This is a genomic window from Phenylobacterium sp. (genome assembly GCF_004799515.1).
Classification (GTDB): domain Bacteria; phylum Pseudomonadota; class Alphaproteobacteria; order Caulobacterales; family Caulobacteraceae; genus Phenylobacterium.
This window is the reverse complement of sequence record NZ_SSMX01000003.1, coordinates 208077-220730: the sequence shown is the minus strand read 5'-3', so window position 1 is coordinate 220730 and position 12654 is coordinate 208077. Positions and strand designations below refer to the sequence as shown.

At 69.9% G+C, this 12654-nt stretch carries 10 protein-coding genes; 5 read left to right on the top strand and 5 right to left on the bottom strand.

Annotation, left to right across the window (positions count from 1 at the left end):
* Positions 1–110: 110 nt before the first annotated feature.
* Positions 111–3104: a TonB-dependent siderophore receptor gene (locus tag E8A49_RS01845; protein ID WP_293375745.1), complete on the bottom strand. Its 2994-nt coding sequence runs from the start codon at positions 3102–3104 to the stop codon at positions 111–113.
* Between the two features lie 347 nt (positions 3105–3451).
* On the opposite strand from E8A49_RS01845, the gene E8A49_RS01840 reads away from it, so the two are divergent.
* The gene (locus E8A49_RS01840; protein WP_293375743.1) at positions 3452–4120 is read left to right on the top strand and encodes a Fe2+-dependent dioxygenase; all 669 of its coding nucleotides are present in this window, start codon (positions 3452–3454) and stop codon (positions 4118–4120) included.
* Here E8A49_RS01840 and E8A49_RS01835 read toward each other — a convergent pair.
* The gene (locus E8A49_RS01835) at positions 4117–6177 is read right to left on the bottom strand and encodes an HAD family hydrolase (RefSeq protein ID WP_293375741.1); all 2061 of its coding nucleotides are present in this window, start codon (positions 6175–6177) and stop codon (positions 4117–4119) included. The genes E8A49_RS01840 and E8A49_RS01835 overlap by 4 nt on opposite strands.
* 117 nt (positions 6178–6294) lie before the next feature.
* Between E8A49_RS01835 and E8A49_RS01830 the strand changes: the two genes are divergently transcribed.
* Genes E8A49_RS01830 through E8A49_RS01820 form a run of 3 tightly spaced genes read left to right on the top strand, consistent with a single transcriptional unit; the run spans position 6295 to position 8193 of the window.
* Positions 6295–6846, top strand: coding sequence for a hypothetical protein (locus tag E8A49_RS01830; RefSeq protein ID WP_293375739.1), 552 nt, complete (start codon positions 6295–6297; stop codon positions 6844–6846).
* A gap of 27 nt (positions 6847–6873) precedes the next feature.
* A complete protein-coding gene (locus tag E8A49_RS01825; protein ID WP_293375737.1) occupies positions 6874–7284 on the top strand; it encodes a TIGR01244 family sulfur transferase in 411 nt (136 codons plus the stop codon).
* Positions 7285–7293: 9 nt separating this feature from the next.
* Positions 7294–8193 carry an MBL fold metallo-hydrolase gene (locus E8A49_RS01820; RefSeq protein ID WP_293375735.1) on the top strand — a complete coding sequence of 300 codons (900 nt, stop codon included), beginning with the start codon at positions 7294–7296 and terminating at the stop codon, positions 8191–8193.
* Here E8A49_RS01820 and E8A49_RS01815 read toward each other — a convergent pair.
* The 3 genes from E8A49_RS01815 to E8A49_RS01805 all read right to left on the bottom strand — a co-directional run bounded on the left by E8A49_RS01815 (position 8190) and on the right by E8A49_RS01805 (position 11712).
* Entirely contained in the window at positions 8190–8711 is a 522-nt protein-coding gene (locus E8A49_RS01815; RefSeq protein ID WP_293375733.1) for a GNAT family N-acetyltransferase, read from the bottom strand. The two genes, E8A49_RS01820 and E8A49_RS01815, sit on opposite strands and share 4 nt — an antisense overlap.
* Before the next feature lie 5 nt (positions 8712–8716).
* Positions 8717–10360 (bottom strand): long-chain-fatty-acid--CoA ligase, encoded by a 1644-nt coding sequence (locus tag E8A49_RS01810; protein ID WP_293375731.1) that lies wholly within the window; start codon positions 10358–10360, stop codon positions 8717–8719.
* 110 nt (positions 10361–10470) lie between these two features.
* Positions 10471–11712: an MFS transporter gene (locus tag E8A49_RS01805; protein WP_293375729.1), complete on the bottom strand. Its 1242-nt coding sequence runs from the start codon at positions 11710–11712 to the stop codon at positions 10471–10473.
* 106 nt (positions 11713–11818) lie between these two features.
* Between E8A49_RS01805 and E8A49_RS01800 the strand changes: the two genes are divergently transcribed.
* A complete protein-coding gene (locus tag E8A49_RS01800; protein ID WP_293375727.1) occupies positions 11819–12598 on the top strand; it encodes a helix-turn-helix transcriptional regulator in 780 nt (259 codons plus the stop codon).
* The last annotated feature ends 56 nt before the right edge of the window (positions 12599–12654 follow it).

Sequence of the window (12654 nt, the reverse complement as noted above, 5' to 3'; positions counted from 1 at the left end):
GGCGCGACCCTAGCGGGGGCGGGCGCCGCAGGAAAGCGGAAGGGGCGCGGCCACGGAAAAGGGCGGCGGATCGCTCCGCCGCCCTCATCCTTGGAACTCCGGACTTCGTCTTAGAAGTCGGCGCTCACGCCCACGAACATGTAGCGGCCGAGCGCGTCATAGACCTGCGGGAAGGTGTTCCCGTTACAGAAGGTGCCCGGGCAGTTGGTCCCGGTCAGCGGCGGGTCAGAGTCCAGCACGTTGTTCACGCCCACCCGGAAGTTCAGGTTGTTGTGGACCGTGAAGTTCATCGTCAGGTCCAGGTAGTTCTGAGCCGCGAGGCTGCGTTCGTTGGGCAGCTGGTCGCCGACGTTCAGCAACTGCGGGTTGGAGTCGTAGGCGTCCAGCGTGACCTTGGCGAAGTAGCGCCACTGGGCCGAGAAGCTCAGGCTCTTGAACCAGTCGCCGTAGGAGTACGGCGTGTTCCAGGTGATGCGCGCCTTGTGGCGCCATTCCGGAGCCGGGACGCCGCAGGTCAGGCCGTAGAGGCCCTTACAGTCGTAGCTCGCGCCACCCGGCAGGGGCTGGGTGATCAGGCTGTCCAGCCAGGTGCCGACCAGGCTGGCCGAGACCGAGCCGTTGTCGCCCAGCCCCAGCGTCGACAGATCGGTGCGGTAGTCGACGCTGAAGTCGACGCCGGTGGTCTTCAGCGAGCCGGTGTTGAGCGTGGTGTCCGTCACGAAGCCCTGGTTGCTCAGGAACAGCGAGCCGTTGGCGTCGCGGTGCACCAGGTTGCAGAAGGTCGGGTTGGCGGTGTTGACGCACTGGTTGAGGATCAGGTTGGCGCCGAAGCCGCCGATGAACTGGTCGACCTTGATGTTGAAGTAGTCGACCGAGACGTTCAGGCCCGGAGCCCAGGTCGGACGCAACACCACACCGGCGGTGTAGGTGTCGCTGATTTCCGGCTTCAGGTTCGGGTTGCCGCCCGTCTCGCCGTTGTACTGGTTGGCCGGGTTGGGCTCGATGGCCAGGACCTGCGCCGTGGTCAGGTGGAAGACCGAGGCGCACTTGGCGACCAGCGGGTTGGCGGCGGTCAGGCCGGCGCAGGGGTCTTGGTTACCATCGAGCACCACGTTCTGCGGCGCGAACAGTTCGATGACGTTCGGCGCGCGGACGGCGCGGTTGTAGCCCGCGCGGAAGCGCAGGCCGTCGACCACTTCCCACTCGCCCGACACCTTGTAGGTGTTGGTGTCGCCGACCGAGGAGTAGTCGGAGAAGCGGTATCCGAGCTCCAGCGTGACGTCCTTGGCGAAGGGCTTGTCGCTGATCAGCGGCACGCGGGCCTCGCCGAACAGTTCGTAGACGTCGAAGCCGCCGTTGACCGGCGGGCTCGCGCCGCCGTTGCCGTTCACCAGGCCGTTGTTCGACAGGAAGTCGGCGATGGAGTCCAGGTGCTCGCGGCGGTATTCGGCGCCGAACGCGACGCCCACGCCGTCAGAGGCGTAGGGGCTCTTGATCCCGTAGTCGGCCAGCTTGCCGGTGAAGGCCAGGCTGACCACGCGCTCGTTGGTGTTGCCGCTGTTGAAGCTGTTGATCGACAGGAACTTGATCGCCGCAGGCGAGATGAACTGGCTGGTGAAGATGTTCAGCGGCACGCAGCCCGGGTCGGCGCCCGCCGCGCAGGCCGGGCCCGACGGCGTGTTGACGACGTTTAGGGCCTGGTTGATGCGGGTGGTGTCGAAGTTGCCCGACTGCTGGTTGTTCACCTCGACGGCGCCGTACTGCATGTAGCCGTCGTAATTCCAGTTCTTGCCGAGATCGCCCTTCATGCCGACCACGATCCGGTAGTCGGTGTGCCGGAAGTCGGAGAGACGGCCGGTCTGCTCGTTGGGCAGCAGGCGGCGGGCGACGATGCCGGAGAAGGTGCCGCCCGGGTTGGTGGCGCAGGTGCCGCCGCCCGTGGCCGCCGTGGCGTTCAGCAGGGCCGCTTCCTGGGTGCTCAGCAGCGGGTTGGCGCAGTTGATGTTGAAGGTGCCGGCGAAGATGCCGCCCGAGGCGATCTGGGCGGTCGAGCGGTCGTCCATGAACATGGTGTCCATGTAGACGTCGGCCCAGGGCGCGATCTCATAGTGGGCGAAGGCGCCCAGGTTGTAGCGTTCGTCCGGACGCAGGAAGAAGTTGGCGGGGCCGAAGTTGAACACGTCCGTCGCGACGCGCGGGCGGAAGGTGTTGAAGGTGGTCGGGTCGACCAGGAAGTTGCCGACGCGGGCCGGGAAGGCCGTGCCGGACCCCGAACAGGCGAAGCCGCCCGCGACGGTGGAGGCCAGCGTACAGGCCGAGAAGTCGCGTTCCGATTCCAGGATCGGGTTGTTCTGGCGATAGGTGGCGTAGGCGGTGATGTTGCCCTTGCCGTCCGGGGCGTTCGAACCCAGCACCAGGCTGACTTGCGAACCTTCGCCGTCGAACACATTGCCCGGGATCGCGAACTGCGAGGGGATGATCGCGGTCTTGGCGCCGGCGGTCAGGGCCGCTTGGCCGACCGAATTGCCGTTGTCGTGCTGGTAGCCGTTGTATTCCGCGTCGATGCGCACGCCTTCGAAGTTGTGCAGCATCACGAAGTTGACCACGCCGGCCACGGCGTCGGCGCCGTAGGTCGCCGAGGCGCCGCCGGTCAGCACGTCCACCCGCTCCACCAGGGCGGCGGGGATGAAGTTCAGGTCGACGGCGGGGTTGCTCTTATCGCCCGGCATGACGCGACGGTTGTCGATCAGCACCAGGGTGCGCGAGGTGCCGAGGTCGCGCAGGTTGACTGTGGCCGTGCCGTTCGAACCGTTGGTGATCGAGGAGCCCTGGCCGGCGAACACCTGCGGCAGGCTGTTGGTGATGTCCTCGATCCGGGTCACGCCCTGGGCCTTGATGTCGGCGCTGCCGACCGTGGTCACCGGCGCGATCGAGGTCAGGTTCGGCGACGGGATGCGCGTCCCGGTCACCACGACCTCGGCGACGTCGGCGCTGGTCGTGTCGGCCGCGGCCGCGTAGACCTGCGTCGCGGACAAGCCCAGGAAGGCCGCGCCGCAGATCATCGAGGAGGCCAACAGGCGCTCCCGCATGGTGTGAATTTTCAAGGTTTATCCCCTCCAGCGACCGCCCCCAGAAGGGCCGGCCTACCCCCAAACAAAGCTGTCCCGGAAGCCCAGTCGAGTCCGGTTACGACGGAGTTACGGACGTATCCAACCGGTGGTCAACGACCATTAGCTTGCGGTTACGCTGTGGAACCTTACGTGTCGCATTCTGGTCACAGATTGGGCGGGAACCTGCCGCACGGGGCATGTTTTGCCCCTACCTTGGGCGGCGCCCCGACAGCGCTCACCCGGCAGGCTGACCCAACGGCGCCCTCGGGCCGTCCAGCTCGCCCCTCGGGACAGCAAACCGCTCTACCCTTGCCGCGGACAATGGGTTAAGCGCGTCAGCTATGTTCCACGAGATTCCCGACCTCCTGACCCACGCGGAAATCGAACAGCTCCGCGACTTCGGCCGGGTGCTCAACTTCGTGGACGGCCGGGTGACCAATCCCAATTCCACCGTGAAGAACAATCTGCACGCCGACCTGCAGGACCCCAATCAGCGCAAGTCCTCGGAGATCCTCGGCCGGGCGCTGGGGCGCAGCGAGGCCTTCGTCGCCTACGCCTTCCCCAAGCGGATCGCCCCGCCGGTGCTGACCAAGTACCTGCCGGGCATGCACTACGGCGCCCACGCCGACAGCGCCTTCCTGCCCTTCGAGCCCAGGCCGCTGCGCTCCGACCTGAGCTGCACCGTCTTCCTCAACGACCCGGACGCCTACGACGGCGGGGAGCTCTGCGTGCGCCTCGGCAGCCGCGAGGTGGCTTTCAAGCTGCCGCCCGGCGGGGCGGTGATCTATCCCTCGACCACCATCCATGAGGTGAAGCCCGTCACCCGCGGCGAGCGGCTCTGCGGCATCACCTTTGTCGAGAGCGAGATCGTCGACCGGGTCAGCCGCGAGCTGCTCTTCGAACTGAACGAGGTCATGGCCCTGGAGCACGACCGGCTGAGCTGGGAGGGCCGAACCCGGCTGAACTACATCGCTTCGTCCCTGCACCGCCAATGGGGCGACGCGGGCTAGCCCCGCCGCCAGACGCCGTCGTCGCCGAGGGTGAAGCCGTTGTCGCTATAGACGTTGCGCACCGAGGCGTTGCGCGCGGTCGCCAGGATGCGCCCCGTCAGCGGCCCCTGCTCGGCCAGCACATGCCGCAGGAAGGCATGCTCCACACCCAGGCCCAGCACCCGGCAGCTCAGCGCCAGGCCCACGATCTCGCCGCGGCGAACCACGATCGCGCCCACCAGGCCGTGGTCGGCGAAGCGGTCGGCGACGTGGGCGGCGTAGACTGAAGCGTCCGGCGCGGCCAGCAGGGCGTCGAGCTCGGCGCGCGAAGGCTTCAGGCCCGTGGCGTTGAACTGGGTGGTGCGCTGGAACAGCTCCACGATCCGATCGGCCGCCGCGCCGCCGGGCGCCAACCGCTCGAAGCGGCTCTTCACGTCCAGGGAGGCCAGGAAGTCTTCCTCGCTCGGCGCCTCGGCCCGCGCCGCCTGGCGGCTGAGCTGGGCCTTGGCGAGTTCGGTGCGCCCCGCCGCCTCCGCCGTCAGGCTGGGCTGCTGCAGCCGGGGATCGTTCAGCAGCCGCCGGCGTAGGCCGAAGGGGTCCTCGCCCCAGACCTCGACCTCAGGCAGCCGCTGGCGCATCCGGTCGCGCTCCACCGGATTGTCGTCGATGAACAGGAAGCTCTCCAGCGCCAGGCCCATCTCCTCGGCGATCGACCGGATGTTCTCGACCTTGTCCGCCCAGTTGACCCGCCAGGTGACGAAGTCGTCGGGGGTCAGCAGCATCTGGCGCGGATAGTGGGCGGGATAGGTCCAGAGTTCGCGCACCGTGGCCTCGTCGTTCTTGCTGACGCAGGCCAGCAGGATGCCGCGCCGCTTCAGGGCCAGAAGCGCCTCGTGCAGGCCGAAATAGAGGCCGACGTAGGAGTGCGGATTGTCCTCCGGCGTCCAGGCGAACGGCCCGCCCGTCTCGGCCAGGACACCGGGCCACAAGACCCCATCCAGGTCGACGATGACGCACTTCTTGGCGTCCAACCCCAGCACGACCATGAGCGCGTCGAGGTGGGCCCGCGCGGTCACCGCCTCGCGCACATAGGGGTCGCCGTCCACCGACGCCGCCAGCGGCGCCAGGTCCGGGAAGATCCCGTGCACCGGCGCCAGCTCCTCCGGCGCCCGCTGTAAGAGCCAGCCCGGCGAGCCCATGTGGGTGAAGCTGTTCAGCCCGTCGTCCAGCAGCCGCTCCGCGCCCACCGCGCCCAGCGCCGCGGCGATGTCCACCAGGTAGACGTCGGGATAGCCCTGCGCCAGCTCCGCCAGCGCCAGGTTGGCGGCGCGGAACCGCCCGCGGTGGCTGAGCGGCCCCTTGTCGGCGAAGCCCATCGGCTGCACCGAGGGCTCCGGCAGGCCGTCGATCAGGATCGGCGCCGAGGTGTGGCGGCGCAGGCCCTCGATGACCGTCCGCGCCTCGGCGATCAGAGCGGCGTGCGGGGCCACGCCATCCCGTGGGGCGTCCGTCAGCGCGTGGCGGCCGCGCAGGGCGCCCACCAGCACCGCGTCATGGCGATGCTCGCCGGCGAAGCGGACGTCGTCCGGGAAGGTCGCCGCCACTCGCAGGTCCAGGCCGCGCGACGCCGCCTCCCGGCGCAGGAAGTCGGCCTCCATATGCACGTCGCAGTCGCCCAGCAGGACAAGGTCCACGCGTGGCCGCTGGTCGTCCAGGTCGGCGACGCCCAGCGCCCGGGCCGCCGCCCAATAGGGCTCCGCGCCCTCCTTGGCCTCGCGCCGGAACTTCTGCAGCAGGGCGTCGGGGTCGCGGCCGTGGTAGGGCGCCAGCACCGCGGAGACCTCCGCCAGCTCCTCCTCCGGGGTCAGGCGGGTCAGCACGCCGCGGTCGGCCAGGGCCGCGATCGCCCGGGCCGCCGGATGCGCGCCGGTGATGTCCTGCGGCGTGGCGAAGCCGGCGATCAGGGCGGCCAGGTCGGCGTCCACCGCCAGGCGCACATGGCTGATCGCGTCGACGATCAGCACCCGCCCCTCGGCGATCGGGATCATGTGCGCAAAGCGGGACAGGCGCAGGAGCATGGCCTTCGGTAGCCGCGCCGTCCGGCTTCGTCGAGAGGCCGCAAGTCTTGGGCACGCAAGCGATTGCGCCGGTCCCGCCCGCGGGCTTAATGGGGCAAACCAGTTGGGGATCGATCGATGACAGCTTTTGGGGCCAAGGCCCGTCTCGCCGCCGCCGTCGTCCTGATCGCTGCGGTCGCCGGGCCCCCGCTGGCCAGCGCCGCCGACAAGGGCGCCCAGGCCCGCGCCCAGCAGCTGCAGGCGCTGATGGACTGCCGCAAGCTCACCGACAACGCCGAGCGCCTGGCCTGCTTCGACAAGGCCGCCGCCATCTTCGACGAGGCCGAGGCCAAGGGCGACGTGGTCGTCGTCGACCGCGAGCAGGCCAAGCAGGTCCGCCGCCAGGCCTTCGGCTTCAGCCTGCCCTCGATCGCCATCTTCGAACGCGGCGCCAAGCCCGAGGAAGACATCGCCACCACCGAGGGCGTCGTCGCCTCGGCCCGCAAGCTGCCCACCGGCAAATGGGAGGTGAAGGTGCAGGACGGCGGCACCTGGGTGCAGATCGACTCCACCGAGATCCCCATCGATCCCAAGCCCGGCCAGAAGGTGAAGATCAGCAAGGCCGCGCTCGGCAGCTATGCGATGAGCGTCGGCAACCAGCGCGACGTCAAGGTCCGCCGCGAGCAGTAGCGGCGGACCTCCAGGAGACCAAAGCAGATGACGGACTTCCGACGCGTCACCGACGACCTCTCCGTCGCCCCGCAGATCGGCGTGGCGGACGTGGCCGAGGCCAAGGCGCAGGGTTTCACCACCATCATCAACAACCGCCCCGACGGCGAGGACCCGGCGCAGCCGCCGGGCGCGGCGATCGAGGCGGCCGCCAAGGCCGCCGGCCTGGCCTATGTCCACATCCCCGTGCGCGGCGCGCCGGGGCCGGCGGAGGTCGAGGCGGTGCGCGCGGCGGTCGAGCAGGCCGATGGCCCGGTGCTGGCCTTCTGCCGCTCCGGCACGCGCTCGATCACCACCTGGTCCATCGGCCAGGCCCAATCGGGCGCCCGCAGCCGCGGCGAGCTGGTCAGCCTGGGCCGCGAGGCCGGCTACGACCTCTCCGGCGTCCTCGGCGGCTGAGCCCAGCGGATGATCCCCTACGTCCGGGAGATCGACTTCCAGTACGGGGCCTGCGACCCGGTCTCGCCGCTGATCCGCCGGGTGGTCGCCAACAACCCCGGGCCCTTCACCTTCAAAGGCACCGGCACCTACATCGTGGGCCACGGCGAGGTCGCGGTGATCGACCCCGGCCCTGACGACCCCACCCACCTGGCCGCCATCCTCAAGGCGGTGGAGGGCGAGCGGGTCATCGCCATCCCGATCACCCACCACCATTCCGACCACTCGCCGCTGGCCGCCGCGCTGAAGGCCGCCACCGGCGCGACCGTCTACGGCTGCGCGGTCGCCCACCACCACGCCGAGGAGGCCGGCGCGCCGCGAATGGAGGCCGGCCACGACCACGACTTCCGCCCCGACGTCAGCCTCTGCGCCGGCGGGACCATCGAGGGTCCCGGCTGGACGCTGGAGGCGATCCCCACGCCCGGCCACACCTCCAACCACCTCTGCTATGCGCTGGCGGAGGAGAACGCCCTGTTCTCCGGCGACCACATCATGGGCTGGTCGACCACGGTCATCACCCCGCCCGACGGCGACATGACCGACTATCTGCAGAGCCTGGCCAAGGTCCGCGCCCGCGGCTTCGCCACGCTCTGGCCCACCCACGGCCCGCCGATCCGCGAGGTCGCGCCGTTCATCGACGCCTATGTCGCGCACCGCCAGGAGCGGATGGACCAGATCACCACCGCCCTCGCCGCCGGCCCGGCGACGATCAACGACCTGGTCCCGAAGCTCTACGCCGACGTCGACAGCCGCCTGTGGCCCGCCGCCGCCCGCTCCATGCTGGCCGCGATCATCCACCTGGAGCGCGCGGGCGAGATCGAGGCCGGCGGTCCGCCCGGGATCGACACCAGCTACCGCCTCGCGCCCTAGAGCGCCTTCTCCAGCACCACGAAGCAGAGGTCGTCGCGCAGCGGCTTGCCGAAGCGGTCATCGCCGTAGGGGAACGGCTCGGTCTCGCCGGTCGCCTCGTAGCCGCGCCGGGCGTACCAGGCGATCAGGGTGTCGCGCACATTGATCACCGTCATCCGCATCCGCCGGTAGCCGCGCGCGCGGGCCAGGTCCTCGGCGGCGGCCAGCAGGGTGCGGCCCAGCTTCTGGTCCTGCCGGTCGGGACGCACGGAGAGCAGGCCGATGTAGCCGGCGTCCTCGCCCGCGGGCTCCAGCCAGAAGTGCCCCTGCAACTCGCCGGCCGCGTCGCGCCAGAGCAGGACCTGCGCCCGCGGATTGCCGGCCAGGTCGGCGGCCAGGGCCTCCGCCGTCGTGCGTTCGCCATCGAGATAGCTCTCGGTGGTCCAGCTCGATTGCGGCCCGGTCCCGCGATAGGCCCAGTTGGTGAGCGCCACGACCTCGGCGAGGTCGTCGGCGGCCGCCGGCTTGAGGTCGACCATGCGGCTCAGGCGGTGACCGGCGTGGCCGTCGGCAGGACGTAGCCCTTCATCCGCTCACGGATCAGCTTCTTGTCGATCTTGCCGGTGGCGCCCAGCGGGATGTCGTCGACGAAGACCACGTCGTCCGGCATCCACCACTTGGCGATCTTGCCTTCCAGGTAGACCAGGAATTCCTCCTTGGCCGCCTCCTGGCCCGGCTCCAGCTTGACCAGCAGCACAGGCCGCTCGTCCCACTTCGGGTGTGCTGCGCCGATCACCGCGCAGAGCGCCGCCTTCGGGTGGCCCACCGCCAGGTTCTCGATCTCGATGGAGGAGATCCACTCGCCGCCGGACTTGATCACGTCCTTGGCCCGGTCGGTGATCTGCATGAAGCCGTGCTCGTCGATGGTGGCCACGTCGCCGGTGTCGAAGAAGCCCTCGTCGTCGAGGATCGCCCCGCCGTCGCCCCGGAAGTACTCCCCGACCACGAAGGGTCCGCGCACCAGCAGCCGGCCGAAGGTGTCGCCGTCGTGCGGCAGGCGGTTTCCGGCGTCATCCACCAGCTTCAGCTCGATGCCGATCGGCGGACGGCCCTGCTTCAGGGTGAAGCGCAGCTGTTCCTCCGGGTCGAGGTGCATGGTCTTGCCCGAGGGCGTCGCCAAGGTGCCCAGCGGCGAGGTCTCGGTCATGCCCCAGGCGTGGGTGACGGAAACGCCGTAGTCGTCGCGGAAGGCGCGGACCAGGGCCTCGGGCACCGCCGAGCCGCCGATCACCACCCGCTTCAGGCTGGTTAGGCCCAGCTTGTTTTGGCGCATATGGGCCAGCAGCATCTGCCAGACCGTCGGCACGGCGGCGGAGAAGGTCACCGCCTCGCTTTCCAGCAGCTCATAGACCGACTGGCCGTCCAGCTTCTGGCCGGGCATCACCAGCTTCGCGCCCACCGCCGAGCAGGAAAAGGCCAGGCCCCAGGCGTTGGCGTGGAACATCGGCACCACCGGCAGCACGGTGTCCGTGGCCGAGATGCCCATCACGTCCTTGCCCATGGTCACGAGCGTGTGGAGGAAGTTGGAACGGTGCGAATAGAGCACGCCCTTCGGGTTGCCCGTCGTGCCGGAGGTGTAGCAGAGCCCCGCAGCCGTCTGCTCGTCGAAGTCGCCCCAGACGCAGTCGGCCGACTGCCCCGCCAGCAGGGTCTCGTAGCAGAGCGCGCCCGGCATGATCTCGGGCTGCATGTGCGCCTCGTCGGTCAGCACCACGATGTGCTTCACCGTCGTCATCTTGGCGCGGTGCTCCTGTAGCACCGCCAGGAAGGTCAGGTCGGTGATGATGACCTGATCCTCGGCGTGGTTGATGATGTAGCAGAGCTGCTCGGCGAACAGCCGCGGGTTCAGCGTGTGGCAGACCGCGCCCATGCCCATGATGCCGTACCAGGCCTCGACGTGGCGCGCGGTGTTCCAGGCGAGTGTCGCGACCCGGTCGCCCGGCTTCACGCCCAAGGCCTTCAGCGCGTTGGAGAGCTTCTTCGCCCGGGTGTGGACCTCGGCGTAGGTGGTGCGCACGATGGGCCCTTCCACCGAGCGGCTGACGATCTCGCGGTCGCCGTGCCAGGCCTTGGCGTGGTCGAGGATCTTGTCGACCGTCAGCGGCCAGTCCTGCATCAGCCCGTGCATCTTAGTTTTTTCCTCCACGCCAGCCCCAGCCGGTCTTCCGCTACAGGCTATTGTTATCGCCGTTCAGACGCAACGCGGCGCGCTGACCGGGACGGCCTTGGGCGGAGGGTTCAGGCCTCGGTGACCTTTGCGAGGGCGCCGCGCCGCAGATCGGGCAGGAAGGCGGCCAGGAGGCCGATGGCCGGCAAGAAAGCGCAGAGCCGATAGACCGTGTCGATCCCCGCCACGTCGGCCACCCGGCCCAGCACCGCCGCGCCCAGCCCGCCCATGCCGAAGGAGAAGCCGAAGAACAGGCCCGAGATCATCCCCACCTTGCCGGGCGCCAGCTCCTGGGCGAACACCACGATGGCCGGGAAGGCCGAGGCCAAGAGCAGGCCGATGGCCACGGTCAGGGGGCCGGTCCAGAACAGGCTGGCGTGCGGCAGGAGCAGGGTCAGCGGCAGCACGCCCAGGATCGAGGCCCAGATCACGGACTTGCGCCCGAAGCGGTCGCCCACCGGCCCGCCCGCCACCGTCCCGACCGCCACGGCGGCCAGGAAGACGAACAGGCGCACCTGCGCGGCCTGCACCGACACCCCGAACTTGTGGATCAGATAGAAGGTGAAGTAGCTCGTGAGGCTGGCCAGGTAGACGTACTTCGAGAAGATCAGCGCCAGGAGGATGGCCAGCGCCCAGCGCGCCCGGCCCGGCGGCAGGGCCGCCGCCGTGCGCTTGCCCGCCCCGGCGGTGAGCCGCGCCAGGCCGTGATGGCGGTACCAGGTCCCGACGTTCCACAGGATCGCGCAGGAGAGCAGGGCCAGGAGGGCGAAGAAGGCCAGGCTGGTCTGGCCGTAGCGCACCACGAACACCGCCGCCGCCAGCGGTCCGAGCGCCGAGCCGGCGTTGCCGCCCACCTGGAACAGGGACTGCGCCAGGCCGTGCCGCCCGCCCGCCGCCATCCGCGCCACCCGCGAGGATTCCGGATGGAAGACCGAGGAGCCGACGCCCAGCAGGCTCGCGCCCACCAGCAGGAGGCCATAGCTGTGCGCCACCGACAGCACCACCAACCCCGCCAGCGAGAACAGGGTCCCGCCCGGCAGGGCCAGCGGCGTCGGCCGCTTGTCGGCGTAGAGCCCCACCAGCGGCTGCAGGATCGAGGCGGTGATCTGGTAGGCCAGCGTGATCAGGCCGATCTGGCCGAAGCTCAGGCGCAAGCTGGCCTTCAGGCTCGGATAGATCGCCGGCAGCAGCGACTGCATCATGTCGTTCAGGAGGTGGCAGAAGCTGATCGCCAGGATCACCGCGAACACCGTGCCGCCGGCGTCGGGCGCGGGCGCGGCGGCGGGAGGCGAGGAGGTGGCGGCTTGGCTCATGACGCGGCTTTCCCTTTGGGGAGGCTGGCGATAGGACGGTGCAGGCCGTCCCGCATTCCAGAGCGGGCCTTTCAGTTTCGCGAGTGGGCCAGGCGCTGAAACCGTGATGAACCGCCCCAGGATCAACCCCGACGATTTCGCCGACGTGCCGCGCCCGGTGGTGGCGGTGGGCAACGACTATCCGCCGTCCTTCGAGCTCGACTGGCACACCCACCGGCGCGGCCAGTTGCTCTACGCCGCCGACGGGGTGGTCGTGGTCTCGACGCCGCAGGGCGCCTGGATCGCCCCGGCCGAACGGGCCGTCTGGACCCCGGCCGGCATCCCGCACGCCGTGCGGATGGTGGGCGCGGTCAGCACCCGCAGCCTGCTGATGGACGACAGCGTCGCGGGGCTGCTGGGCGAGACCTGCCGGGTGATCGAGGTCTCGCCCCTGCTGCGCAACCTGCTGCTGGCCGCCGACGCCATCGTCCCGGAGTACGACATCGCGGGCCGCGACGGCCTGGTCATGGACCTGCTGATCGCCGAGGTCGCGCGCGCCCCAGTGGCCCCGCTCTCGGTGCCCTTCCCGGCCTCGCCGACGCTGGCGCGCCGCTGCCACGCCTTCCTGGAGACGCCGACGCCGCACGACACCATCGAGGGCTGGTGCGAAGAGCTCGGCATGGGCCGGCGCGCCTTCACCCGCGCCCTCCGCCGCGAGACGGGCATGAGCTTCGGCGCCTGGCGCCGCCAGGCCTGCCTGCTCGCCGCCCTGCCCCGCCTGGCCGCCGGCGAGCCGGTGACCACCATCGCCCTCGACCTCGGCTACGACAGCCCGGCGGCCTTCTCGACCATGTTCAAGCGCCTCCTCGGCATCCCCCCCAACCGCTACCGCAGCGCGGGAAGTTGAGCGAGGGCATCATCTGGCGGTCCTCCTCCCCTTGTGGGAGGAGGTGGCAGCCGAAG

What these genes read in the sequence shown, in the direction of transcription:
- E8A49_RS01840 (WP_293375743.1), top strand. Translation starts at nt 3,452, where the DNA reads ATGTTCCACGAGATTCCCGACCTCCTGACCCACGCGGAAATCGAACAG.
- E8A49_RS01835 (WP_293375741.1), bottom strand. Translation starts at nt 6,177, where the DNA reads ATGCTCCTGCGCCTGTCCCGCTTTGCGCACATGATCCCGATCGCCGAG.
- E8A49_RS01830 (WP_293375739.1), top strand. Translation starts at nt 6,295, where the DNA reads ATGACAGCTTTTGGGGCCAAGGCCCGTCTCGCCGCCGCCGTCGTCCTG.
- E8A49_RS01825 (WP_293375737.1), top strand. Translation starts at nt 6,874, where the DNA reads ATGACGGACTTCCGACGCGTCACCGACGACCTCTCCGTCGCCCCGCAG.
- E8A49_RS01820 (WP_293375735.1), top strand. Translation starts at nt 7,294, where the DNA reads ATGATCCCCTACGTCCGGGAGATCGACTTCCAGTACGGGGCCTGCGAC.
- E8A49_RS01815 (WP_293375733.1), bottom strand. Translation starts at nt 8,711, where the DNA reads ATGGTCGACCTCAAGCCGGCGGCCGCCGACGACCTCGCCGAGGTCGTG.
- E8A49_RS01810 (WP_293375731.1), bottom strand. Translation starts at nt 10,360, where the DNA reads ATGCACGGGCTGATGCAGGACTGGCCGCTGACGGTCGACAAGATCCTC.
- E8A49_RS01805 (WP_293375729.1), bottom strand. Translation starts at nt 11,712, where the DNA reads ATGAGCCAAGCCGCCACCTCCTCGCCTCCCGCCGCCGCGCCCGCGCCC.
- E8A49_RS01800 (WP_293375727.1), top strand. Translation starts at nt 11,819, where the DNA reads ATGAACCGCCCCAGGATCAACCCCGACGATTTCGCCGACGTGCCGCGC.